This window comes from Sediminicola sp. 1XM1-17, from assembly GCF_037203765.1.
In the GTDB taxonomy this organism is placed as follows: domain Bacteria; phylum Bacteroidota; class Bacteroidia; order Flavobacteriales; family Flavobacteriaceae; genus Sediminicola.
In genome coordinates, this window is record NZ_JBBCAS010000011.1 from 38,888 (window position 1) to 64,086 (window position 25,199).

The window sequence follows — 25,199 nt, forward strand, 5'->3', positions numbered from 1 at the left end:
ATAATTGAATCAAGAGCATGAAGATCATTTGTATAGGTCGCAACTATGCCGACCATATTAAGGAATTGAACAATGAGAGGCCTACAGATCCAGTGGTTTTTATAAAACCCGATTCTTCGGTTTTGCCCAAGGAACAGGATTTTTATATTCCTGAGTTTACCAAGGATGTGCATTATGAAGTGGAAGTTCTGGTAAAGATCAAGAAGGTGGGGAAGCATATTGAAGAAAAGTTTGCCCATAAATACTATGACGAGGTTGGACTTGGGATAGATTTTACGGCCAGGGATGTGCAATCGGCGCTAAAAGAAAAAGGGTTGCCGTGGGAAAAGGCCAAGGGTTTCGACGGGGCTGCCGTTGTGGGGAATTGGCTGCCAAAGAGCAATTTCAAAGATTTGAACAATTTGCAATTTACCCTTTCCAAAAACGGAACCATCGTGCAAGAGGGTAATACCAGTCTGATGCTGTGGAAAATAGACGAAATCATCGCCTATGTTTCCAAGTATTTTATGTTGAAAAAAGGTGATATAATTTTTACAGGAACCCCAGCGGGTGTAGGAAAAATTGAGACAAATGACTACCTTTCAGGTAGGCTGGAAAATGAGGAACTATTTACGGTAAAAATAAGATAATGATATATAGTTTAGATAAACTGAATGAGATGGCGGAAGGAGATGAGGAATTCATCAACTCCGTAATAGCTGTGTTTTTGGATGAGGTGCCCACTGATCTGGAGTTGTTGGAACAGGCTGTAGAAAAAAAGGATTACCCCAACATTTACCAGTTGGCGCATAAGATTAAGCCCAATGTGGACCTTTTGGGGATGGAACAGACGCGGGCCAATGCATTGGAAATAGAAACCTTGGGAAAGACACAGGGAAATGGGGCGCAGATTGAAAAATTGTTTCCGTTGTTGCAAAAAGATATCCATCAAGTAGTATCCGAGCTTAAAAAAGATTTCGATTTATAATGTTGGCAGAAATTATCACCATTGGGGACGAAATCCTCATTGGACAGATTATTGATACCAATTCTGCCTATATTGCCAATGCGCTGAACCAGATAGGAGTGTCTGTCTATCAGATCACTTCGGTGCAGGATGAGCGAAGCCATATCCTCAAGGCTTTGGAAGAGGCCGAGTCCAGGGTAGATGTTATTATTGTCACCGGTGGTCTAGGGCCTACCAAGGACGATATTACCAAGCTCACCTTTTGTGAGTATTTTGGTGACACCTTAGTGGAGAGTCAAGAGGTGTTGGCTCATGTGGAAGAGCTTTTCAAAAAGTACATTACCACCCCAATTTCAGATATGAACCGTAGGCAGGCATTGGTGCCTTCCAAGGCCATCGTGCTAAAGAATGCCTATGGAACGGCCCCGGGGATGTGGATCAAAAACCATGGAAAGGTGTTTGTATCCCTGCCCGGAGTACCCTTTGAGATGAAGGGGTTGGTGCAGAACGAGGTTATTCCCAGAATCGTCAACGAATTCCATAGGCCATTTATTCTGCATAGGACGTTGATCACGTACGGAGTAGGGGAAAGCGCCATTGCAGAAAAAATAGAACATTGGGAGAGCTCCCTGCCGCCATTTATCAAATTGGCCTATCTGCCCAATTTAGGGAAGGTAAGGCTTCGGTTGACCGCCAAGGGAACGGACAAGGAGGCGATCGCCAAGGCTGTTGATGAAGAGATCATCAAACTACACGCCATCATCGGGGATATTATCTTTGGGGAGGACCAAAATGGTGCACTGGAAGAATTGTTGGGAAAGTTATTGAAAAAGAAAGGGCTGACATTGGCTACTGCCGAAAGTTGCACCGGAGGTGCCATCGCTGAGCGGATCACCTCTGTACCGGGGGCATCGGCCTATTTTAAGGGCAGTGTGGTCAGTTATGCCACAGAAGCCAAAATAAACGTGCTCCAGGTGCCCAACGAGATCATAAATGACCATTCTGTGGTCAGTGAACCCGTTGTAAAGGCCATGGCGGAGAATGTAAGGCAACTTTTCAAGACAGATTTTGCAATAGCCACGACGGGCAACGCCGGACCCACAAAAGGAGACTCTGATGCCGATGTGGGAACTGTGTTTATAGCAGTAGCCTCACCATCAGGTGTTTATGTGGAAAAATTTATGATGGGAAACCATCGGGAACGCATTGTTCAGAAGGCCGTGAACAAATCTTTTGAGCTTTTGCAAAAAGAAATTCTAAAATTGTGAAAAAAGAATTTTGCCTTCCGATAAAAAAGATATAAATTTGCAGCCTGTTTAAAATCACACTAAAAGTAGCGAAATGTCAAAAGTTTGTGAAATTACTGGAAAGAAAGCTATGTTTGGTAACAACGTGTCTTTTTCCATTAACAAGACCAAGAGAAGATTTGATGTAAATCTTTCTAAGAAACGTTTTTATATCCCTGAAGAAGACCGTTGGGTAACCCTAAAGGTAACTTCTAAGGCGTTGAAGTCCATCAATAAAAAGGGGATTTCTGCAGTTATAAAAGAAGCAAGAGCAAAAGGATTGGTTAAGTAATCCGTAAATAAAAAGATAACAATGGCAAAGAAAGGTAATAGGATCCAAGTTATTTTGGAGTGCACGGAGCATAAAGATTCCGGCATGCCTGGAACTTCTAGGTATATCACTACCAAGAACAAGAAGAATACTCCTGATAGGATGGAAATTAAGAAATTCAACCCTATCATGAAGAAAATGACAGTTCATAAAGAAATAAAATAATACGTCATGGCAAAGAAGACCGTAGCGAGTTTACAGACAAGCTCAAAAAGATTAACCAAAGCCATTAAAATGGTAAAGTCACCAAAAACTGGTGCTTACACTTTCGTTGAGTCAGTAATGGCTCCTGAAGTTGTAAACGAATGGTTGGCAAATCAGAAATAAAACTTGCCAAAATAGATTTTAAAGCTACTTTCCATCGAAAGTAGCTTTTTTATTTTCATATCTTTGGGTAATAGAAGTAGTACATCAAAATGAGTTTATTCAAAAAGATATTTTCTTCCGAGAAGAAGGAAACCCTGGATAAGGGATTAGAGAAGTCCAAAACCAGTTTTTTTTCAAAATTGGGAAAGGCCGTTGCCGGTAAGACCAAGGTAGACGATGATGTTTTGGATAATCTGGAAGAAGTTTTGGTGACTTCCGATGTAGGGGTGAATACGACTCTCAAAATTATCGAGCGAATTGAAGCCAGGGTGTCTCGAGACAAATACCTGGGCACGGACGAACTCAACCTTATCTTACGGGAGGAAATTGCGGGCCTACTTGCGGAGACCAATGTGGGGGAGGAAACAGAGTTTGTGGTTCCCAAGGATAAAAAGCCCTATGTGATCATGGTTGTTGGTGTCAATGGTGCCGGAAAGACGACCACCATAGGTAAATTGGCCCATCAGTTCAAAAAGCAAGGATTTAAAGTGGTATTGGGTGCTGCGGATACTTTCCGTGCCGCTGCGATAGACCAATTGCAGGTATGGGCAGACCGTGTAGATGTCCCTATTGTAAAACAGGCCATGGGAAGCGATCCCGCTTCCGTAGCTTTTGACACCTTGAGTTCTGCCATGAAGCAGGGTGCCGATGTGGTCATTATCGATACCGCCGGACGCTTGCACAATAAGGTAAACTTGATGAACGAACTTACCAAGGTAAAAAGGGTGATGCAAAAGGTGGTACCCGATGCGCCCCACGATGTGATGCTGGTCCTTGATGGCTCTACAGGTCAGAACGCCTTTGAACAGGCAAAACAGTTTACAAAAGCCACCGAAGTCACTTCTTTGGCCGTAACAAAATTGGATGGCACCGCCAAAGGAGGTGTGGTCATCGGCATATCCGACCAGTTTAAAGTGCCTGTAAAGTATATAGGTGTTGGTGAGGGTATGGAGGATCTTCAAATTTTTAATAAGTACGAGTTCGTAGATTCATTTTTTGGCAGTAAAAATTGAGATCGATACTTGTCATATTATTAATATGCCTAGCGCTCCCAAGCGATGCACAAATAACACATCCCAAGGCCAGTCCCTTTTCCCAAGTGGAACAGGAGGTAGGCCTTTCCAAGATCACAGTGGATTATTCACGTCCCTCGGTCAGGGGCAGGACCATTTTTGGTCAACTCGTACCCTATGGCCGTATTTGGCGGGTAGGGGCCAATGAGTCTACCAAAATCACCCTGGATACGGACATGAAAGTACTAGGGAATTCCCTTCTAAAAGGTACCTATGCCCTCTATGCCTTTCCGGAGTCCGATGTTTGGAAAATTGTATTTCATAACAACACCACACATTGGGGCGATGGTAGAACGGCCTATGATGCAGCGGAAGATGCGCTTAGGGTGTCCGTTATCCCGGAAAAGATCCCTTATTTCCAAGAGAATTTTTTGATCACCTTCGAAAATATAACCCATAGTTCCTTGGATATGGCCTGGGTGTGGGAGAACACCAAAATTGTAGTTCCCATGACGGTGGATACCCATAGTATGATGGTAGAGGAAATCAATAAACAGCTACAGGAGAACCCCACGGCACAGACCTACTACGAGGCAGCACGGTACTATCAGGAACAGGGCATGGAGTATTCCTTGGCCCTCGATTATCTGAATAAGGCTATTGCCCTAGGGGGCGATACCTATTATTTTTATAGGGTTAAATCCTTGGTGGAAGCAGCATTGCTCGATTATAAGGCCGCAATTTTATCAGCCCAAAGATCATTGGAATTGGCAGCAAAGGAAGGGAAGGACGAGTTTGTTCGGATGAACCAAGAGAATATTAAGAATTGGAATAATAGCATTAAAAATTAGCAACTATGGGAAGACTCTTTATTTTGGCACTGGCATTGATAACCTTGGGATTTACATCCTGCAAGCAAAAACAAGAAAATGAAAAAGAGTCCGTGGTGCTATGGGAGGCCTATAACGATTCTGCTGAGGTTGCAGCGAATAAGGACCATGAAATAGAAAGAATGAGGTACAAGCTCATCCAATCCAAGGTCATGGATAAGAATGAGGTGTTCTTGCCCCTCTATGATGAAGTGTCCAAATTTTCCGATACGGAATACGAAAGTCTCAAACCCTTGGTCTTGGAACAGGATATTCCCACCTTGCAAAACTATATCAAGGAGGGCAAACTGAGCTATGAGAAATTGGTGCTTTTCTATCTGAAAAGAATATACAAGTACGAACTTGATAATGCCACTACGTTGAATACCGTTTTGGCCTTGAACAAGGATGTGGTGGCCGAAGCCCGTAAAATGGACGAGTTCCGCAAAAAATTTCCAAATGAAAAACACCATGCCATTTATGGAATGCCCATTTTGTTAAAGGACAATGTCAATACCTTAGGTATGAATACTACGGCCGGGGCCATTGCCTTGATGGACAATGAGACCAATGATGCGTTTATCGTTGAGCAATTAAAGAAGAACGGGGCCCTTATTTTGGGCAAGGTGAACCTTAGCGAATGGGCCTATTTCTTATGTTCCGGTTGCCCTGTGGGCTATAGCGCCGTTGGAGGGCAGACCTTGAACCCTTATGGCAGAAAGATATTTGAGACTGGAGGTTCCAGCGCGGGTAGTGGTACCGCTGTTGCCGCCAATTATGCCGTGGCTGCCGTGGGTACGGAAACATCCGGATCCATCTTGTCACCATCGAGCCAAAATTCAGTCGTGGGCCTCAAGCCAACCATTGGCCTTCTGAGCCGTTCGGGGATCGTTCCCATTTCCAGTACGCTGGATACCCCTGGTCCCATGACCAAAAATGTGGTGGACAATGCCATCTTGTTATCGGCCATGCTGGGCAAGGACCCTTCGGATCTGAAATCGGTGGAAGCCCCAACAGATTATATGGGCAAAACAACCAAGGGTTCCTCTTTAAAGGGAAAGCGACTTGGAGTATTTTCCAACCTATTGGAAGAAAATGCGATCTATAAAAATACGGTGGAGAAACTAAAAGAGCTGGGAGCGGAAATCGTGGTGTTCACACCGCCAAATGTGAAGATGGAAGGTTTTCTCAGTATTTTGAATTTGGATATGAAGAACGACCTACCTGTTTACTTAAATACCCAGGTAAAAAATAAGGATGCGGTAAAAATTGGCAGTATCCAGGATGCCATCGCCTTTAACAATATGGATTCCTTGGTACGTATTCCCTACGGACAATCCCTTTTTGAGGGTATTATGGCCGATACGACCACCGCAGAAGGCCTGGAGGAGATAAAAAACAGCTTGGAAAAAACGGGAAGGGTGTTTTTTGATACTGCCCTGGACAAGGAGAATCTGGACGCCATCCTATCCATCAACAACTACCATGCAGGATACGCCGCGGTGGCCAAATATCCAGCCTTAACGGTCCCTATGGGTTATAAGGAAACGGGAGAGCCCATCAGTCTAACGTTTATTGCCAAGCAGTTCCAAGAGGATAAATTACTGGAGCTGGGTCGCGCCTATGAGGCGGGCACCAAAGTGCGAAAGATGCCAGAAAATTATAAAAATTAGGAAACAGCATACGTCTACTTAATCAGGGTATTCAATCGGATCCACAGGTCATTGTCAAAAGTGGTGGGGCCCAATTCACTGCCCTTGGCAGCGTCTCCCATTCTTACGATCACCAATCCCTTACTGGGGACAACGTAGAGTTTTTGGTCATTGGCCCCTAAACCGGCCACGAGGTCGTCCGGGGCATCGGGTATCAACTTACCGGGAAAGGATTCTTCTGAACCGGGAATCCTAAAGCTGCTTTTTCCATTGAGCCACCACAGATAGCCATAGGAGGGATTCATAGCTTGGGAAGATGTGGTCATCGCCTTAAAATATTCCTTGTTGGAAAGGATGGGAGTTTCATCCCAAGTGCCTTCGTTTAAATTCAACAAGCCAAATCTGGCCATACTCCGGGCATTGCTGAAAAACAGATTGAGGTAACCAGTTTTGATCCATGTTCCCTGCATGCCAATTTTATCCCTTATCTTGGAATTGAAATACGTCTTGAATTCTTGTTGTACTGCTCCCGAGATTATTTCGTCCAAAAGGGTATAGGGCGCATTGTGGTAATACCAAAAAGTATTGGGCTCATTTTTGTACAAGAGGCACTCCTGATCCGTACAAAAGCTATTGGTCACCTTGAAATCGAGGCCCGTGGTCATGGTTAGATGATGCTTTATACTGATCTTTTGTTCCTGCTCCGGTGTCAATAATGACCATTCCAAGCCCATGTATTTTGAGGACGAATCCTCTAGGGACAATAATTTTTCCTCCAATGCCAGTCCCACGGTAAATGCGGTCAAAGTTTTGGCGGCAGAATTCCATGTGTGGTTTTCTGTAGCTGAAAAACCATTGAAATACTGCTCCAAGACAATTTTACCATCCTTGAGAATAATAAAGGCCTTGGTCCCATTGTCTTTCAAAAAGGTATATAAAGGAGCCACCTGGGTCTCGTCCCATTCCAAGTCTTCCAAGGATGTGGTTTCCCAGGTATCCCCGCCTATGGGCGGAAAATATAGTAATTGTTTTTCAGGTTCCGGTTCAGGGATGGCAACGGTATCGGGTTCCGTATCCTTGGAGCAGGCCATCAAGGTTAAAATGACCAGTAGGTATAGGGGTAATGAGTTAGTTTTCATAGCAGTAGGTTGGTATTTGGATAAGATTAGGGGTAATAGTATAACGTAAAAACGTTAATATTAGTCTTAATACGATGCCATTCTTCTTTCAAATCGTATTTTTGCACACTATTTAGAAAAAACATGCGGACAAAATCACTTAAAAAGAACAAGATCAACGTAGTAACCCTAGGATGTTCCAAGAATGTGTACGATTCTGAAGTACTCATGGGACAGTTGCGTGCCAACAATAAAGAGGTGGTACATGAAGAGGAAGGTAATGTTGTGGTTATCAATACGTGTGGTTTTATCGCCAATGCCAAAGAGGAGAGCGTAAACACCATTTTGGAGTATGTGCAGAAGAAAGAGGCTGGTACTGTTGATAAGGTATTTGTAACCGGATGTTTAAGTGAACGTTATAAGCCAGACCTACAAAAAGAAATTCCCAATGTGGACGAATATTTTGGGACCAGTGACCTTCCCAATCTATTGAAGGCCTTAGGTGCCGATTATAAACATGAGCTGATCGGGGAACGTTTAACGACCACCCCTAAAAATTACGCTTATCTCAAAATAGCGGAAGGTTGTGACAGACCATGTTCCTTTTGTGCCATCCCCCTAATGCGCGGGAAGCACAAGAGCACCCCTATTGAGGATTTGGTTCAGGAGGCTGAGAAACTGGCCGCCAAAGGAGTGAAGGAATTGGTGTTGATCGCTCAGGATTTGACCTATTACGGTCTTGATCTGTATAAAAAGAGAAATTTGGCAGAGCTGCTGAAGGAATTGGTAAAAGTGGAGGGGATCGAATGGATCCGCTTGCACTATGCCTTCCCAACCGGCTTCCCAATGGATGTCTTGGATGTGATGAACCAAGAACCAAAAGTGTGCAACTACCTGGATATTCCGTTGCAGCACATTGCGGATCCAATCTTAAAAAGCATGCGTCGTGGTACTACCAAAGCAAAAACGACCAAACTTTTGCAGGACTTTAGGGCAGCAGTACCAGAAATGACCATAAGGACTACCTTGATCGTAGGGTATCCGGGGGAAACGGAGGAAGATTTCCAAACCCTTAAAAGTTGGGTAGAGGAAATGCGTTTTGAACGTTTGGGTTGCTTTACCTACAGTCACGAGGAAAATACTCATGCCTATACGTTGGAGGATGATGTGCCAGAGGATGTAAAGCAGGAACGCGCAGCCGAAATTATGGAAATACAATCCCAGATTTCTTGGGAGCTGAACCAGGAAAAAGTGGGACAGACGTTCCGTTGTATTATTGACCGTAAAGAGGGACCTTACTTTGTAGGTCGTACCGAGTATGATTCACCGGATGTGGACAATGAGGTGCTGATAGATGCTGCAAAACACTACGTAAAAATAGGGGAGTTCACCAATGTAAAGATCACCGAAGCGGCAGATTTTGACCTGTACGGCGAACCTGTGTAATAAAGGATTTACCTTAATACCGCATTTTTAATAAAGGGAGCCAGTGGCTCCTTTTTATTGTTATAGGCTTATTGTAAAAGGTAACGCGGATTCCAAAAAGAAGAATTATTCCCCCAAGGATCATCTGTAGTGTAATGGTCTCGTTCAGGAAGATCCAGGCCAAAAAAGCAGTGATCAAGGCTTGGCTCAATACGGCAAGGGATACCCTGGTAGTCTTCATGTGTTTTAAAGCAAAACTTACAAGCAACCAGGCCAACAACTGGCATACGACCGCTTGTACGCCAAGTAATAACCATGCCATATTGGAAAACCCTCCGAAGGGCTGGTCCCAGAACCAACTTAGGATACCTAGGCAGAGCGAAGAGGCCATAAGGCTATAGGTCATGAAAGTAATTACCGAAACCTTCTCAAGTACCACCTTGCTTACCATGAGGTAACCCGAATAAAATATTCCGGACAGTACCCCAAAAATAAATCCGGTATCAAAAGTAAAGGTAGCAAATACCCCAAATCCCACTAAGGTTACCATGCCGAATAAGGCAATAAGGGTCCCGATCCAAAAATTCTTGGTGGGTTTGTTCTCCAGAAACAAAAAGGTGGTGATTCCTACCCATACGGGTGACAGGTTGGTCAACAAGGAGGCCTGGGTGGCAGTTGAAGCCAGGATGGAAATGTTCCAAGTAGCCACATCAAATCCAAAAAGGATACCGCTCAGGGCGGCAAGACCCAGAATTTTCATAGAGGGTAGGCCCAACTGTTTGGTATACCAGGCATAAGGGAGAATTAGGGCTAGGGATATGGCCATACGGTAGAAGGCCGAAATCACACCTGGAGTAAGCTCCAGCTTGATCAGGATAGGATAAACAGAGATCGCAAAAATTCCGATCAATAGGGCTATTCTAGGCTTGGTCATGAGCTGTAAAAGCCGCTAATGTAGTAAATTATGACATACGGCGATCAGAATTTTATTGCTTGAACGAGTGCATTATAGCCTCCTATTTCTTTGTGGTGACCCGCTTTTTTTTAGTTTTGCAGCTTCAAAGAAAAAACCATGATTTCCGTAGACGCAATTGCAGTAGAATTTAGTGGAGATACGCTTTTTAGCGATGTATCTTTTGTCATCAATGAGAACGACAAAATAGCCCTAATGGGGAAGAACGGCGCGGGAAAATCCACCATGATGAAGATCATCGCAGGGGAGCAGAAGGCCACCCGTGGCCATATCCGTTTTCCCAAGGATGCCGTCATCGCCTATATGCCACAGCATTTGCTCACCAATGATAACTGCACCGTCTTTGAAGAGGCCTCCAAGGCCTTTAAGGAAATCTTTGAAATGCGGGACGAAATGGACCGCCTGAACAAAGAACTGGAAACCAGGACCGACTATGAGTCCGACGCCTATATGAACATCATTGGCAAGGTGTCCGACCTGGGGGAGAAGTACTACGCTTTGGAAGAGATCAACTATGAGGCCGAAGTGGAAAAGGCCCTGAGGGGGCTTGGTTTTAGAAGGGAAGATTTTGGAAGGCTGACCAGTGAGTTCAGTGGGGGATGGCGTATGCGTATAGAGCTGGCCAAGATCTTGTTGCAAAAGCCGGACCTGATCCTTTTGGATGAGCCTACCAACCACGTGGATATAGAATCTGTGATCTGGTTGGAAGATTTCTTATTGAACAAGGCCAAGGCCGTAGTGGTCATTTCCCACGATAAGACTTTTATTGACAATATCACCAATAGGACCATAGAGGTGACCATGGGCCGTATCTATGATTATAAGGCCAACTATACCCACTACCTGCAATTGCGGGAAGACAGGCGTGCCCATCAGATTAAGGCCTACCAGGAACAGCAAAAGTTTATTGCGGACAACCAACAGTTTATAGACAGGTTCAAGGGGACCTATTCCAAGACCAACCAGGTGACCTCAAGGGAGCGGATGTTGGAGAAATTACAGATCATTGAGATTGATGAGATCGATACATCGGCCCTAAAATTGCGTTTCCCACCGTCTGTCCGTTCGGGGGATTATCCCGTAACGGTCAACGGCCTTACCAAAAAATATGGGGACCATGTGGTGTTCCAGGATGCCAATATGTCCATCAGCAGGGGAGAGAAAGTCTCCTTTGTGGGTAGGAACGGGGAAGGAAAGTCTACGATGATCAAGGCCATTATGGGTGAGATCGATTTTGAAGGGGAATGTTCCCTGGGCCATAACGTCAAAGTGGGGTATTTTGCCCAGAACCAGGCGGCCTTGTTGGATCAGGATTTGACGATATTCCAGACCGTGGATGAGGTGGCCGAAGGGGATATCCGTACCCAGATCAAAAATATTTTGGGCAGGTTTATGTTCAGTGGGGACGATCTGGAGAAAAAGGTAAGCGTACTCTCCGGAGGGGAAAAAACCCGACTGGCGATGGTAAAACTATTGTTGGAACCGGTAAACCTGTTGATTCTGGATGAGCCTACCAACCATTTGGACCTGAAATCCAAGGACGTGTTGAAAGAGGCACTATTGTCCTTTGATGGTACCCTGATCCTGGTGTCCCACGACCGTGACTTCCTGCAGGGCTTGAGCCAAAAGGTATTTGAGTTTAAGGAGAAAAGGGTGATAGAACATTTTGAGACCATTGATGCCTTCCTGATCCGCAATAGGATAGAGAACTTAAAAGAGATAGATCTAAAGGCCTAGGATGCTCTGCAGCCTATGCCTTTAAATATTTTAAAATGGGCATTACTTTACGTTGGTGTCCAATTTAATCAATGTTATGGTGTGTTTTTTATTCTGCACTATTACCGAGCTCATCAAATTTAGCTTTCATTGTAGGGTTTCCATGAGTTAGCTTTTTGATAGTTAAATCATCTGCCTTATTGTTCGCTAAGCGCAAATTGTTTTCTGATGATAATAGAGCATCTTTTGTTTTTTGAAGATGAGATATTGTTTTATCAATTTCGTCAATTGCTGTCTTAAATTTTCGACTAGCTAAATCATAATTGTAAGCAAATCCTTTTCTAAAGTTGTCTATTTTTTCCTCAAAATTGGTAATATCAACATTCTGATTCCTTATTAAATTCAGTTCAGCCTTGTATTTTAATGAATTCATGGCTGCATTACGAAGAAGTGTAATAATGGGTATAAAAAATTGAGGGCGTACTACATACATTTTCTCAAACCTATGGGAAACATCAACTATTCCAGTATTATAAAATTCATTTTCTGATTCCAATAGGGAAACTAAAACGGCATATTCGCAGTTTTTTTCTTTACGGTCTTTGTCGAGCTTTGTAAAGAAATCTTCGTTTCTTTTTTTTGTTGCAGTTTCATCATTTTCATTTTTCATCTCAAACATAATTGAAATGATTTCATTTCCTGAACCGTCAGTCTCTTTATATATAAAATCCCCTTTATTTCCGCCACTTGAGTCGTTGTCTTTCTCAAAATAGGCATTTTGAAAAGCTGTTGCTCGTAGTTTGTTGAATTGATTTTCACAATGTTGTTCCAATGTTTCACCAACCATTTTTGTTGAAAGTTTCTGCTTAAAGTCTTTCAAACGAGCAATTTCATCGTCTTTCATTCTGATGGTTTCATCCTTGACTACAAGTTTATTTGTAAACTGTTCTTTAATAGATTTTTCAAGTAACTGTGTTTCTGTTTCTTTAATTTTTAGATCATTAGCAAGATTGTCACGTTCTTTTTCTATTGCCTTAATAGCTTCAGATACATCTAGCTTTTTTTGAATTTCGGCACTTTGAATTAGGGATTTCATTTCAGCGATTTCTGTTTCTTTTTTTGCTAGTTTTTCAGCAAGTTCAGTATCGCTTTTGGTTTTTAATTCAGTTAGTTCTTTGTCCTTTTTTGCCAGTTCTTCTTGCAATGAGTTTCTTAAGTTTGCTTTGGCAAGTTCAACTGCACTTACTTTTTCCTTTTCCGCAAGAGCAAGTCGGTTATTTAGTTCTTCCTCAAATTGATGGTCGCGAACTTGCTTAAGAATATCAGCAAAGCCGGCTTCATCTACTTTAAAGGCTTTATTACAATTTGGACAAATAATTTCGTTCATATTCGGTTTTATTTTAAATGCACTATAATGTCTCGGCTATGAGTAGTTGCGTGGTTTAACACCTAAGTTTACAAGTACACACCAATCTGAAAATCCAAAAAGATTTTCAGAAGTAGGCAATATCTAGCAATTACTTTTAGCATTGTTTTGTGCCGTTTTTTATTCAATTACTGTATTTATTATTGATTCTATATCTGTTGTCCCATTCATAGAAACTGCAGATTGAATCCATTCATCCCTAGTCATTTCATTGAACACATCTAGATTGTTTTTTGCTTTAAAGTTTACACCAACTATATGTGTTTTTATTTCTTCTTTTATATCTGAATATTCTCCAATTTGAAATTCAGCTGGTAATTGAAAAACATTACCTAAAACTCTTTGAATAGCATCTTTTGAGTAATAATTTTCAATTTCTCTTTTGTGCAAAATCAAAACTACTCCTCCTAGATTTTCGACTTTTTCTATTAAGCTAGCTTTATTTGCTAATTTACTTTCGTAATCAATTGCACCTTTGTCAGAATCTAAAATGACTACGAATCTTCTATTTATTTTTTGACATAAACTAGCATTTACAAAAAAGTCCACTTGGTCTCCACCACAAGGAATAAAAAGTAAATCTTCTGGTAAACTTCCATTAATTTTTTCAAATGCAATTTCCCAAAATTTGACATCACCACTTCCTTCAACAAAAACTGCTTTTCGGTAATTGTCATTTAGTAGATTATAGTTTGGTTTTATACCTAACTCTTGTATTACTATATCTAATATTTCGTGTTCGTTCTCGAAATTATAGTAATTAGATTCTTCGTTTTCTTTCTTTACTACTACAATGTTTGAATCTCTTGTTGAGCCAGCAAAGACAGGTGAATGCGTTGTAATAAAAAATTGACTATTATCTGATAATTCAATTATTGAAGTCAGTAAATCGTGTTGTAATTCTGGATGAAGAAATGTTTCAGGTTCTTCAATACCAAATATTTGATGTTGTTTAGTGTTTTTTTGAGCTAGATACTCAAAATAGGCAACCATTAATAATCTTTTAAAACCAGTTCCTTTATTAGATATAGGAATATCAAAATTATCTGAACGAAACTTTAAAGATAGATCAAACTTAACAAGGTTTCCCCAGTTACAAACAGGCGAAGTGTTAATCCGTTCTAAATCGGGAACATTTTTCTGCATTAAGGTTGTAATGGTTGAAAATTCTGTTTCTAAATCTGTTTTTAGATTAGTTTCTATTTGAGTTTTTAGATTTGCACTTTTGTCTAAAGATTCTGTAGCAATTGGCTTGAATTGATTTTGAAAAGTTGTTGAACCAATATTTAAATCTTGCTCTGCATCAAATAATGAATACACAGGTAACTCAACGAAATCATATTGTTTTTTAATGTTCTTCAAAAAATCATACGCTTCGTGTTCTTTCTCAATACGACCTAATGCAGTTGTATTATCATTAATTAAATCAATTTTTGAGAGGTTAGTAACTCCACGTCCTGAACGTGAATAATCTATTCCTAGCGATGAACAATAGGCGTTAATTTCTGATTCCTTGATTCCCCAACAATTAGAATAATCTGAACTATTCAAATCATTGCAGATATATGTAAAGGTTTTTACGACTTTTCCTGATGAATTAAATTCAAAAATTTTTTTAAGGTGAATTTTGCCATCTGAATCTAATGCTAGTGAATTCACTTCTTCATTTGGTTCAAATCTTAAAATTATTTCTGTTTTTTGTCCTTCTTGAATTCCTTTAAATACATCATTATGCTCAAATCTTTCATTAAAGAATGTATTTAGTGCTTTTAGAATATTTGATTTTCCTGAATCATTTTTTCCAACAAATGAATTTATTTCTCCAACTTTTAATCTTTGTAATTCTGAAATCCCTCTGAAGTTTTTTATTGTAATATCAAATATTTTCATTCAATTCTTGGTTTTTGTCAAATAGCATACAACGCCTAGGCTATGATTTCGTTGTGGGGAACGTCGTAGAATTGCCCACTTATGAAATCAGGCCGTTTGGTTGTTTCTATTTTAGTTTTTTGCATGATGCCACAATGAATTATAGCCCTTGTTGTAGCATGTTTTTTAATTGTAATAGATTAATTCAATAATAGTTTTGTCTAAACTTCTTGCTTTTTCCCTTTCTATATCCACTACTGTTTCTCTAATTGTTTCTATTTTATGAGGTATACCAGGATTATAATAAAATTCATAAGTGTTTCTATCTTCTACTTTAAAAACTGCTGTTTCGAGTGCTCTTCCAATTTCTTTATCGTCAAGTTTCATTAGCACAAATAGTTGATTTAACAATTCCTTTGTGTCTTCTGGATCCATACTTAATTCTTGTTTTACAGTGCAATAGCTTTCTGTAAAATCCACGTTTTCAAAATAAAGTTTGGCTTGTGCTTTTATAGGATTACCACCAAACATATTTGGTAATGACTCTTCGTATATTATTGGTTCGGAAATGTCATATTCCAAGCCCATTAATTGATGAAAATATTGTAATTCTTTAACAACTAATTGCTCAATTCCTTGTTTCGAACTATAAATTTGTTTCAGCGGTTGCATTGCTGTTTTTAAAGCATCTATTTGCTTTCCATTCTCCTCCCCTTGGAATGTTATAAGGTCGTCAAACATATTATTCATTATGTCTCCAACTTCTTTCCAATTCAGTATTTCAATGAACTCACCAAGTTCTGTAGTTTTATAAATTATTTTATTCAACTTGTATTTAGAAAATTTTTCCACCAATTTTTCTGGTATTTTATAAGTACTCCCTAGGTCGACTTCATAGCTCCAATTAATAGTGTATGACTTATCAGTTGAGTCGAGGACAGTGAAATTGGCAATGTAATTTTGATGTTCGTCTTTAGTTAGATTTCCGTCTTTCCATTTTTGTTTTATTTTAGAAACATTAAAATCATAACTATCTCCAATGGACCAATATGAAACAAATGCAACTTTGGACGAGTTAATTTGGCTATAAATCGGCGTAGAAAAAATTAATGCAAGTATTATGATTTTATATCTGTTCATTATTATGTTTAAATATGCTACAACTACTGCATAAAGTAGACACCTTCACTTTATCCAATATTTTAATTTACAATAGCAATATAGAGTATATTACCTCTAATTTTCGCTAAAAATCTATGATTTTGTAGGAAGTTATGAACGTTGTAGGAATTGTGGGTTTTGGAGTGTACTTGGTTGGTTTTGGGTTACAATTTGCATGTTGTTTATCTAGGATTACAAAGAAGCGGATAACAACTCAATTTTCCTTACGGTTTTCCGTAATAGGGAAGGAAATCTAGGAGAAAGGGTAGGAGGCAATAAAAAGGTAGCGGTGCCACTGGCCAGACCTCTCGACTGCGCTCGAGGGGACAAAAAAAAGGCAGCCTGGACATGAAGATGCCCAAGCTGCCTTTTATTTTTTAAATAGTAGTGTTTTTGCTATTGGTGTTGTTGCATTTTTCCAATAACGGTCCCAACTGCGGATTTTATTTTGTCAATTGCCCCTGTCAATGCCTGTTCTACGGAATCTGCCTGATTGGTGACCGCAATGGGTTGCTTGCCCTCAATCCTGGCCTCTATCAGACAGGAGATATCATTGAAACCATCTTTTTTTCCATTCTCATCTTTTAAGTGTACCTCAATTCTGGTAATATGGGAATCGAACCTTTGCAGAGCTTCGGCGATTAGGGAGGAAAAATATTCTTCACTTCTCTGTTCTCCAGAAATAGTATTGTCGGTATTAATTTGAATTGTCATACGCTATGCTTTTTGCTTAAATTTCTAAAAGGCTATTTAGCAATCCTAAATAGCCTTTTAATTCAATGTAATTTTCTTCTTTATCCGATCTGGATAGGAAGATTTTAGTTCCTTTGGTCATCTCCTGGTCTTGGGGATTTAAATACATCCAATCCCTCTTTTCTGCGCTCCAAAACTTGTTCCCTGATAAATTCACGGAACTCCTTGTTGCTTTGATTTTCTTGTTTGGAGAATTCTGCTACTGTTTTGGTCATTCCTTTTGACTTTGTAAGCAAAAAAGTAGTACTCATAAATAATTGTTTTTAAAAGTTAACCCGCAGTATAAAAATTTATAGCGCAAAGTGTATTAAGACTTTCTTAAAATCTGGAGAATAAGTTAACAATGGGCATTCCCAAAAGTGAGGTAATCACCTAATTATAAGGTTATTAATTTGTCTTCCAGAGTCTTAGGGGGTTGAAATTTTAAAATGAAGATTATCCGCAATGCAGCGGAATTTTTTGGAGAAGGGGACCATTAATGGTAACGATGCCGCTTAACAGACCTCTCGACTCCGCTCGAGGGGACAAATAAAGGTGGCATTGTCACTGTCCAAACCTCTCGACTGCGCTCGAGGGGACAGAAATAAATGTGATGGTGCCACTGTCAGGACCTCTCGACTGCGCTCAAGAAAGGCTGCGTCGAAACCTCTTTGAATGGAATGTGGATGGATATTAGGCCTCGTTATGCCTAGATAATTAATAATTCAATTGTAATCCGACTCCTCGAGAATTTGCAACAATTTTTAATTCAGGCTTCATATTTTTAAAGGCTGTTTGATCTAAAGAAGAATTGTAATTTTCCACAGCATGTTTAACGTTTTTGTCTGCGCTAATAGCTATGGGTACTCCGATGGCAAAAAAGCCAACGCCTATTCCAGCTAAAGTCCAATTAGGGTCATCACCCCTAAGTGCTGTTCCTATTGGATATCCAGTCAATCCTCCACCGATTACACTTAAAACTGTCGAAAAAATAGCTTTTGTTTTCGCTTTCTTTATTAATTCAAATGATACATTGTTCGACATTAAAGTATCAGATAGTTCAGAGAAAGATAGCGTATTCCCGTTTTGGGAGTATTTGTAGCCAACAAACGTCTTTTTCATTTCAATTTTTTGAGCGTTGCAGAAGGTCAATGATAGAATTGAAATAGCCAGAATAATAATCGTTTTCATCATATGTAATAGAGGGTGTCTTCGGTTAATTTATAGACCACTAACACTTACTGTCAACTCGGTCCATATATCCTATATATATGTTTTTTGCAAAAGCAATATAGAACATATTATCTCCATATTTTAGCTAAATTTCTATGATTTTGTAGGAAGTTATCAACTCAGTAGCTATGGTATACAGAGCGGTATATATGGTAGGTTTTTGGGTGTAGGTGGCAAAGGACCTTCTGTCTATACTTTGGGGCAAATCAAGGTGGCGATGCCTCTATCCATACCTCTCGACTGCGCTCGAGAGGACAGAGGGAATGTTTCGTCGTCAGGTTGAGCCTTTTAACTCCGCTCAAGACAGGCTGCTTCGAAACCTATTTGACACGTAATGTTCATTAGAAGGGGGGGATGACCTCTCGACTGCGATCGAGGGGACAAGAGGGTTGTTGCCGCCTTATTAATTTGGAATAGCAAGTTAGTAGGAGATTCTTAGTGTTACTGCATTACAACTTCATTTCGAATGTTCTATGTAGACTATAGATAGGTGTATACAGATAGCAATTTTCTATAGGTGCGGGGAAATGGACTATAACGTAGTTTGATCCGAAGGGCTTGGTGTTTTCTGTATTGCCCTTTTTGCCTTTGTGAATTTCCAATACCTTATCATGCACCAGTTTTTTAAATTCCGATAGCGTTATCGCTGGATTCTTTTCAAAGATGTTATAGATATCATTTGGAATGGCATAATTTTCAAATAACGGTTTACCGGACACTATATATTGGTATTCTCCCTTTTTGTCCAATGAGAGAGTATCGAATGATAGGACATTGTTTGAATTATAGACACTTGGTAGTAATATTAATCTATTGGATATGATATCAATAACCTTGTAAGTAGTGCCATTGAACTCAAATTCCTTGCCTATGTCCCCTTTGGTAATATTTATATAATCGTAATTATTATCCTCAATAAAGGAGGCTAAAAATGTTACGGACCCACTATAATTTGTAGTCGATTCATTTAAATCAAAATTAGCATTCACCGTGGTCCACTCGTATTCATATGCTTGGCCATCTTTAATTCCGGACAAGGTTGGAGTTTTGTATGATATGGAAGCTTTTGGACTAATTTTGGCAGGTTGGTTATTGGCATCCATTAACTGGTTTGTGGCGATCGTCAATTTAAAATTTTCTTCCGGGCCGTTAATTGAATTATGAAAACGGCCTTTTAGGTTTAATTTATTGTTTTCAACGCGCATGGAGGAAGTCGCAATTAATGTATCAAGAGCAATATCCAGCTCGTAATTGCGACTTGTGAATATGTTATCCCAAGGAGTAAAATAGAATTCAACTTGTCGAAAGTCCAATTCTTGTGCTTCAAAAGTTGTTTTTCCCATTTGATAATAAAAATGCTCCATCAGGGCAATTTGTTGCTGATCGGTAAGTTCTGGGTCTTGTGAAAAAGCTTTTGGCGTAGCAAAACATAGAAATACAAGTATGAATAAGGCTTTTTTCATTAGGAAAATATTTTGTGTTCTAAGGGGTGAAATAGTCATAAAAGGTTACATTATCTAGCGCAATACCCTAACGGTAAGGGGAATTCTGGATACTTAAATTTTATGGTAAGACAATATTGCTTACACTGAAGTTATATTCTTTAATGGATTTTTCATTCTCAATCATAATTTCAATACGCCAGTCGGAAGCCAATTTTTCCTTGAGATCAATACTGAGATTATTTTTTCCCATTCGGCTACTGCCTAGGTTCATCTTTTCTCCAGTTCCGTTGTAAATTAAGATTTTCACAATTTTATCTTTTTCATCCTCTACGTAAAAGGACATTGATTCCCCTGAGCCAAAATTTGAAAATCCTTCAAAAAATTGCTTGAATGCGCCAATGAAGGACTCGGCCATGACTTCACCCAAACCTGTCTCTTCCTTTATTTGTTCAATCTGTTTTTTGAACTCTTCGTCATCCTCTTCTTTCAATTTTTTTAGCGCCTCTTTATCTACTAAGGTTAATGTGACATCGGTGAAATCTTTGGGCAAGAGATTTTTGTTATAAAGGTCCAATGGATTTGAGATATTAATTATTGAGCCATTGGCTTCAGAAGGACTAAAAATTTTAAAGGTCCCCTCTACGGTTAATAATTTATTGGATTTTCTACTTGGCGCCTCTAGTTTTATGGTCAATTCATTTCTACTGCTATAGTCATCACCAAAGAAGCTTTCCATCTTATTTAAAACATTCCCATTGTCGTCCAGGGCACTGGATATATTTTTAAGTTTAACCTGATTTAAATCATCAACTGTCAATCCTTGAATAAAGGAGCTTAATTCAATAAAGCTGTCTTCCTGTCTAAGATGCCGTTCTTCTTTTATGTCGTTTATTAATAGATTGACCTCTTGGGAAAATGCTATTTTAGAAATTAAACATAATGCCGTAACTAGGATTAATTTGTTGGTCATTCTATAGGTTTAACGGTTTAATAAAGATAACAATATAGAAAATATTATCTATTGCGTTAAAGATTTTCGATAAAGTGTTGATGAATTTGTAAAGAAATGACCTCTCGACTCCGCTCGAAGGGACAGAAATAAATGTGGGGTGCCACTGAACAGACCTCTCGACTCCGCTCGAGGGGACAAGTAAAAGGTGGCGTTGTCACTGTCCAAACCTCTCGACTCCGCTCGAGGGGGCAGGTGGGAAACTTGTTACCCTTTCGGCATTCGAAATTTAATGACCAGGGAGGACAGTACTGTTAGGGCTCCAATTGTAAGTACGGCATACTCCACCCCAAACAGATCCGCTATGACCCCGGAAACGATGGCACCAACCGCATAGCCCAAATCTCGCCATAACCGAAAGACCCCAATGCTTTCTGCCCGTTGTTTTGGGGAGGTGGCCTCCGCAATGGCCGATAGAAAGGTGGGGTATACCAGGGCCGTTCCAAGTCCCAAGAGGGCAGCAATACTGGCCAATTGATAAAAACCAGTAAAATAGGGAATGAGCAGGATGGCCAAGCCCTGTAAGAGCATGCCCCAAAAGAGCATCCCTTTTTTGGAATAGTGATCTGCCATTTTCCCGGTAAAAAGTTGTCCAATACCCCAAACGGCCGGGTATATGGCGGCAATGATCCCTATGCTTTTGGAATCGTAACTCATGGATAGTAGCAAAATAGGCAGAAGGCCCCAGATCATCCCATCGTTTAAATTGTTGACAAGCCCTGCTTGGGTAATGGAACTCAAGGTTTTGTCCTTAAAAGAGGTTTCCAAAAATACATTCTCCAAGGTGCTGGTTTCGGTCGATTTTTGTTCCTGGTCCACAAATTGTCGGGTATCCTTCACAAAGAAAACCGATAGTAACAGTCCTATGATCGCAATGCCTATCCCCAAATAAAAAGGGTAGGGGGTTACCCCATACCGCTGGGCAATGATACCCGTTAGGAAGGCCACAACACCCACGGCGAAATAGCCCGCAAACTCATTGATGCCCATGGCCAGGCCGCGATTCTTATCGCCTACCAGATCTATTTTCATCACCACCGTACTGCTCCAGGTCAGCCCCTGGTTGATACCCAAAAGGATATTGGCAAAAATGACCCAGTTCCAGCTCGGGGCATTGATCAACAGTAGAGGAATAGGTAGGGCAATGATCCAACCTAGGACCAACAGGTTCTTTCTGCCCAACCTATTGGCCAATTTACCGGTAAAGTAATTGGTAACGGCCTTGGTGATGCCAAAGGCTACAATAAAGGAAAGGATGGCAGTTTTGGAGGCAACGCCAAACTCCAACTCGGCAAATTTTGGGATTATGGTACGTTCCAAGCCCACCATACCCCCTACAAAGGCATTGACGATCACCAAAATGGTGAATTGTGGCCAGTTTTCCTTTAATCCCAGTTGTATGCTGTCTTTCACCCTAAATGCTTTTGGTGCCCCAAAGATGGGAAATTATAGTAGGTTTTTAATGGCATGGGAGCACAATCCCTGTGATAACATGCCAGTAAGTTCAATCGCGCTGCTCCTCGAACGTTAAAACTTGACCAAGGGACAACTTTCCTGTATACCTCTGGAAAACGGCAATTGGTTTTAAATGAATTGAAAAAAGAAAAAGTATAGGAGGGCAATAGGTACCACTATGATCAACACGGGCAAAAAGATGTTCAATACGGCATTGCCTATGGACAGTTTTTGGACTTCTGAAATCCCCACCACGCAAAGGACAAATGCCCAGATACCGAGTACTGCTTCCAGAATCATGGCACCATAAAAAAAGAAATTTGGTAGCAGGCCCGCACTCGTGATATCACCATCGGATTTAAAAATTTCGATCCCATAAATTCCTATTTGGGGAACAATCAACACTAGAGCAATGCTTAGCGGGATCATGGCGTAGGCCAATACCCTCAAAATAGATGTTGTATTTCCCTTGCCATGTAGCCATTTGCCTGTCCAGCTCAATAGGGCCGCATAAATATAAAAGCTCAGCCATCCCAGGAGTCCACCCAATACGATGCATCCACCAATGATGACCCAAAGGGAAAGGGTGTCCCCCAGATTCTTAGTGGCGGCCCTATCGAACGCCCTGGCAATACCGGCTATAATTAAAAGTATGGCAACGTATTTGTCATAATGCCGTTCATTGATATATTGAAATACCAATCTGGGCGACGTCCATATTTTAGTAAAAATTTCTTTGTCTGATAAGACCTGAATATCAGGGGTGCTAGAGGGTTGTTGATCCATGAGGTTGGTTGGTTGGTGTATGGAAGACCAATATAGAAAATAAATAGCAGTTTCTAAAAGTGTTCTCGAAGCAGTGGGTTGTATAGGGACTAGTGGTTCAGACCGCTCGACTCCGCTCGAGGGGACAAAAATGGTGGCGGTGCCACTGTCCAGGCCTCTCGACTCCGCTCGAGGGGACAACTGTAAATTGTTTCGTTGTAAGGTTGAGCCTTTCGACTGCGCACGAGAAGACAAAAATGGTGGCGGTGCCACTGTCCAGACCTCTCGACTCCGCTCGAGGGGACAGCTGTAAAATGTTTCGTTGTCGGGTTGAGCCTTTCAAGCCCGCTCGAGGGGATAAAAAAAGTGGCGGTGCCACTGTCCAGGCCTCTCGACTCCGCTCGAGGGGACAACTGTAAATTGTTTCGTTGTAAGGTTGAGCCTTTCAGGCCCGCCCGAGGGGACAAAAAAAGTGGCGGTGCCACTGTTAAGTAGGGAGTAGATTGGTAGATCCCGCTTGATAGGCAATCCAAATTTGGGTTATGTCCATTGAAAACGTTGCACTTTTGTCCTTCTCCTCGATTTTGGGATTACAGCCTAACAATCATATGCCGGATCCGATAAAAAAAAGGTACGTTTTTAAGGTTGTTGAGCATTGGAATCGGTTACGTGTAAGTGCGTAATATGAACCTAGGTGGTCTCTGCATATTGCTTAAAGTTATCTAGGATAGCCTGCCAACCTGTTCTTTGCATTTCTTCGGAATGCATTTTTTCGGCATCAAAGGTCTCCGTTACCTTTGTTTTTCTGATTTCTTTCTTAAACGTAACGGTCACCTGTCTCCCGTCTGCCAAGGAATATGTGATTTTTTTTTGTGGGATCACTTCATCATAAATCCCTTCAAATTCGAAGCTCATTTCCCCGTCTTTGGAGGCCATGGTATATTTGAATTTCCCGCAGGTTACCGGGTTGTTTTCTGCAGCCGGACAGTGCCAATCATTGGAAGCAAAGTTCCAGTTCACAATATGTTCCGGCTTGGTCCAATAGTCCCAAACTTTGGATATCTCAGCGGCTATGGTAGTTGTTACCCTAATTTTGGTTCTTTCCATGAGTATTAGATTCTCAAAAGTTGTGCAATGACAGACCTTTACATCTGTTATGGTACTGTTCAACCAATGGCAGCATAGACAAAGTCTTTCCGCAAGTAGGTGGGAATTACTTCTGTAAAGGTTGATAGGATAGGAGGCTATGCCTAATTTATGAAATTATGGAGGGTATTTGTTTTTTTTAGCAGAAAAATGATTGCCTAAGGGATAATCGACTAGCAATTTATTATTGTCGGCTCAATTTCCGCTCTTCCCTTATTTCCCCAATATGGTAATAGGCTATGATTTCTGATATTAGATGGTCTTTTATATAATACCATTCACTCACCTCCATAGAAAAATCACCCTGGGTGGTGGTGTAACGCACACAGGCCTTGCTCTCTCCATAGAGGGCGTCTTGAAGTTCGAAACGATGCCCTAGGAATTTGTCTTTATTGGCCTCCACCAGCTCCAAATACGTTTTTTTGCCGTCTATGGTGCCAAAAGGGCTGGTATGCTTAAAATTTTCAGCTATGGGTAGCGCATTAAAATCTCCCGATTCCCATAGTTGAAACCATCTTTTTACCAGGTCTTTTATTTCCATTAGCTATACATGTTGGTCAATTAAAATGGCATTGCCATCTGGATCCGTCAAAACAATACTTGCCGGTCCGCTTGTACTGTCATCCGCTTCCTGATGTAGGGAAATGTCATTTTTCTTCAGGGATTTTTGAATTTCTCGGACATCATCAAAACGGTCCAGTTTCTTTGCATTGGTATCCCAACCCGGATTAAACGTTAAAATATTATTCTCGAACATGCCCTGAAAAAGTCCGATCAGGGAATCCTCATTTTTCATAATGAGATAATTTTTTTCAAGGTCTCCCGCAAAAACAGTGAACCCCAATTTCTCGTAAAAATCCTTGGATACTTTGATGTCTTTAACATTTAGGCTGACTGAAAATGCTCCTAATTTCATAACAGTGATTTTATTTGGTTCCTATTAGTACCTCAAGTTATGATTTTATGGAGAATAACTGAATGCGAACAGTGGATTTGTTGAAAGCCAAAAGAAGGATCAAGGGAAGTCCGTCTGGGAAATACAGAGAAATAAAAACCGCTCGCGGGGTCAAAAAAAGTGGCGGTGTCACTGTCCAGACCTCTCGACTCCGCTCGAGGGGACAGCTGTAAAATGTTTCGTTGTCGGGTTGAGCCTTTCAAGTCCGCTCGAGGGGACAAAAATGGTGGTGGTGTCACTGTCCAGACCTCTCGACTCCGCTCGAGGGGACAGCTGTAAAATGTTTCGTTGTCGGGTTGAGCCTTTCA

Annotated in this window: 27 protein-coding genes; 12 read left to right on the plus strand and 15 right to left on the minus strand. The window is 40.8% G+C overall.

Going from position 1 to position 25,199, the window contains the following annotated elements; translation table 11 throughout:
* The first annotated feature begins 17 nt into the window (after nucleotides 1-17).
* The 9 genes from WAA86_RS14385 to WAA86_RS14425 all read left to right on the plus strand — a co-directional run bounded on the left by WAA86_RS14385 (nucleotide 18) and on the right by WAA86_RS14425 (nucleotide 6,484).
* Nucleotides 18-629 carry a fumarylacetoacetate hydrolase family protein gene (locus WAA86_RS14385; RefSeq protein WP_337301717.1) on the plus strand — a complete coding sequence of 204 codons (612 nt, stop codon included), beginning with the start codon at nucleotides 18-20 and terminating at the stop codon, nucleotides 627-629.
* Nucleotides 629-967: an Hpt domain-containing protein gene (locus tag WAA86_RS14390; protein WP_337301718.1), complete on the plus strand. Its 339-nt coding sequence runs from the start codon at nucleotides 629-631 to the stop codon at nucleotides 965-967. Before WAA86_RS14385 ends, WAA86_RS14390 begins: the two co-directional genes overlap by 1 nt.
* The gene (locus tag WAA86_RS14395; protein WP_337301719.1) at nucleotides 967-2,214 is read left to right on the plus strand and encodes a competence/damage-inducible protein A; all 1,248 of its coding nucleotides are present in this window, start codon (nucleotides 967-969) and stop codon (nucleotides 2,212-2,214) included. The genes WAA86_RS14390 and WAA86_RS14395 overlap by 1 nt, the downstream gene beginning before the upstream one ends.
* A gap of 73 nt (nucleotides 2,215-2,287) precedes the next feature.
* Nucleotides 2,288-2,524, plus strand: a complete 237-nt coding sequence (gene rpmB, locus WAA86_RS14400) for a 50S ribosomal protein L28 (RefSeq protein WP_062053089.1) — start codon at nucleotides 2,288-2,290, stop codon at nucleotides 2,522-2,524.
* Nucleotides 2,525-2,545: 21 nt separating this feature from the next.
* Nucleotides 2,546-2,728, plus strand: coding sequence for a 50S ribosomal protein L33 (gene rpmG, locus WAA86_RS14405; protein WP_337301720.1), 183 nt, complete (start codon nucleotides 2,546-2,548; stop codon nucleotides 2,726-2,728).
* Nucleotides 2,729-2,734: 6 nt separating this feature from the next.
* Nucleotides 2,735-2,890, plus strand: a complete 156-nt coding sequence (locus WAA86_RS14410) for a DUF4295 domain-containing protein (protein ID WP_337301721.1) — start codon at nucleotides 2,735-2,737, stop codon at nucleotides 2,888-2,890.
* An 89-nt stretch (nucleotides 2,891-2,979) separates the two neighbouring features.
* The gene (ftsY, locus tag WAA86_RS14415; RefSeq protein WP_337301722.1) at nucleotides 2,980-3,942 is read left to right on the plus strand and encodes a signal recognition particle-docking protein FtsY; all 963 of its coding nucleotides are present in this window, start codon (nucleotides 2,980-2,982) and stop codon (nucleotides 3,940-3,942) included.
* On the plus strand, nucleotides 3,939-4,793 hold the full coding sequence (locus tag WAA86_RS14420; protein ID WP_337301723.1) for a DUF2911 domain-containing protein: 855 nt from the start codon (nucleotides 3,939-3,941) through the stop codon (nucleotides 4,791-4,793). Before ftsY ends, WAA86_RS14420 begins: the two co-directional genes overlap by 4 nt.
* Before the next feature lie 5 nt (nucleotides 4,794-4,798).
* Nucleotides 4,799-6,484: an amidase family protein gene (locus tag WAA86_RS14425; RefSeq protein ID WP_337301724.1), complete on the plus strand. Its 1,686-nt coding sequence runs from the start codon at nucleotides 4,799-4,801 to the stop codon at nucleotides 6,482-6,484.
* A 14-nt stretch (nucleotides 6,485-6,498) separates the two neighbouring features.
* Here WAA86_RS14425 and WAA86_RS14430 read toward each other — a convergent pair whose 3' ends face one another.
* Entirely contained in the window at nucleotides 6,499-7,602 is a 1,104-nt protein-coding gene (locus WAA86_RS14430) for a serine hydrolase domain-containing protein (protein WP_337301725.1), read from the minus strand.
* A gap of 123 nt (nucleotides 7,603-7,725) precedes the next feature.
* Between WAA86_RS14430 and rimO the strand changes: the two genes are divergently transcribed.
* Nucleotides 7,726-9,027, plus strand: a complete 1,302-nt coding sequence (gene rimO / locus WAA86_RS14435) for a 30S ribosomal protein S12 methylthiotransferase RimO (RefSeq protein ID WP_337301726.1) — start codon at nucleotides 7,726-7,728, stop codon at nucleotides 9,025-9,027.
* A 13-nt stretch (nucleotides 9,028-9,040) separates the two neighbouring features.
* Here the strand turns inward: rimO and WAA86_RS14440 are convergent, their stop codons facing one another.
* Complete coding sequence (locus tag WAA86_RS14440; RefSeq protein ID WP_337301727.1) at nucleotides 9,041-9,940, minus strand: DMT family transporter; 900 nt, start codon at nucleotides 9,938-9,940, stop codon at nucleotides 9,041-9,043.
* 138 nt (nucleotides 9,941-10,078) lie between these two features.
* Between WAA86_RS14440 and WAA86_RS14445 the strand changes: the two genes are divergently transcribed.
* A complete protein-coding gene (locus WAA86_RS14445) occupies nucleotides 10,079-11,716 on the plus strand; it encodes an ABC-F family ATP-binding cassette domain-containing protein (protein WP_337301728.1) in 1,638 nt (545 codons plus the stop codon).
* A gap of 88 nt (nucleotides 11,717-11,804) precedes the next feature.
* On the opposite strand, the gene WAA86_RS14450 is transcribed toward WAA86_RS14445, so the two are convergent.
* From WAA86_RS14450 to WAA86_RS14510, 13 genes are all read right to left on the minus strand, one after another.
* Nucleotides 11,805-13,082 carry a DUF2130 domain-containing protein gene (locus WAA86_RS14450; protein WP_337301729.1) on the minus strand — a complete coding sequence of 426 codons (1,278 nt, stop codon included), beginning with the start codon at nucleotides 13,080-13,082 and terminating at the stop codon, nucleotides 11,805-11,807.
* A gap of 159 nt (nucleotides 13,083-13,241) precedes the next feature.
* Nucleotides 13,242-15,011, minus strand: coding sequence for an ATP-dependent nuclease (locus tag WAA86_RS14455; RefSeq protein WP_337301730.1), 1,770 nt, complete (start codon nucleotides 15,009-15,011; stop codon nucleotides 13,242-13,244).
* A gap of 165 nt (nucleotides 15,012-15,176) precedes the next feature.
* The gene (locus WAA86_RS14460) at nucleotides 15,177-16,130 is read right to left on the minus strand and encodes a hypothetical protein (protein WP_337301731.1); all 954 of its coding nucleotides are present in this window, start codon (nucleotides 16,128-16,130) and stop codon (nucleotides 15,177-15,179) included.
* A 417-nt stretch (nucleotides 16,131-16,547) separates the two neighbouring features.
* Nucleotides 16,548-16,865 (minus strand): HPF/RaiA family ribosome-associated protein, encoded by a 318-nt coding sequence (locus WAA86_RS14465; RefSeq protein WP_337301732.1) that lies wholly within the window; start codon nucleotides 16,863-16,865, stop codon nucleotides 16,548-16,550.
* A gap of 104 nt (nucleotides 16,866-16,969) precedes the next feature.
* Nucleotides 16,970-17,155 (minus strand): hypothetical protein, encoded by a 186-nt coding sequence (locus WAA86_RS14470; protein ID WP_337301733.1) that lies wholly within the window; start codon nucleotides 17,153-17,155, stop codon nucleotides 16,970-16,972.
* Nucleotides 17,156-17,600: 445 nt separating this feature from the next.
* A complete protein-coding gene (locus WAA86_RS14475) occupies nucleotides 17,601-18,077 on the minus strand; it encodes a hypothetical protein (protein WP_337301734.1) in 477 nt (158 codons plus the stop codon).
* Nucleotides 18,078-18,565: 488 nt separating this feature from the next.
* Nucleotides 18,566-19,579, minus strand: a complete 1,014-nt coding sequence (locus WAA86_RS14480; protein ID WP_337301735.1) for a hypothetical protein — start codon at nucleotides 19,577-19,579, stop codon at nucleotides 18,566-18,568.
* A gap of 100 nt (nucleotides 19,580-19,679) precedes the next feature.
* Nucleotides 19,680-20,531, minus strand: coding sequence for a hypothetical protein (locus WAA86_RS14485; RefSeq protein WP_337301736.1), 852 nt, complete (start codon nucleotides 20,529-20,531; stop codon nucleotides 19,680-19,682).
* Between the two features lie 246 nt (nucleotides 20,532-20,777).
* Complete coding sequence (locus WAA86_RS14490; RefSeq protein ID WP_337301737.1) at nucleotides 20,778-21,983, minus strand: MFS transporter; 1,206 nt, start codon at nucleotides 21,981-21,983, stop codon at nucleotides 20,778-20,780.
* Nucleotides 21,984-22,154: 171 nt separating this feature from the next.
* A complete protein-coding gene (locus WAA86_RS14495) occupies nucleotides 22,155-22,811 on the minus strand; it encodes a Yip1 family protein (protein ID WP_337301738.1) in 657 nt (218 codons plus the stop codon).
* A gap of 669 nt (nucleotides 22,812-23,480) precedes the next feature.
* A complete protein-coding gene (locus WAA86_RS14500; RefSeq protein ID WP_337301739.1) occupies nucleotides 23,481-23,897 on the minus strand; it encodes an SRPBCC domain-containing protein in 417 nt (138 codons plus the stop codon).
* Nucleotides 23,898-24,120: 223 nt separating this feature from the next.
* A complete protein-coding gene (locus WAA86_RS14505) occupies nucleotides 24,121-24,477 on the minus strand; it encodes a nuclear transport factor 2 family protein (protein WP_337301740.1) in 357 nt (118 codons plus the stop codon).
* 3 nt (nucleotides 24,478-24,480) lie between these two features.
* The gene (locus WAA86_RS14510) at nucleotides 24,481-24,852 is read right to left on the minus strand and encodes a VOC family protein (protein WP_337301741.1); all 372 of its coding nucleotides are present in this window, start codon (nucleotides 24,850-24,852) and stop codon (nucleotides 24,481-24,483) included.
* 62 nt (nucleotides 24,853-24,914) lie between these two features.
* On the opposite strand from WAA86_RS14510, the gene WAA86_RS14515 reads away from it, so the two are divergent.
* Nucleotides 24,915-25,064: a hypothetical protein gene (locus tag WAA86_RS14515; RefSeq protein ID WP_337301742.1), complete on the plus strand. Its 150-nt coding sequence runs from the start codon at nucleotides 24,915-24,917 to the stop codon at nucleotides 25,062-25,064.
* The last annotated feature ends 135 nt before the right edge of the window (nucleotides 25,065-25,199 follow it).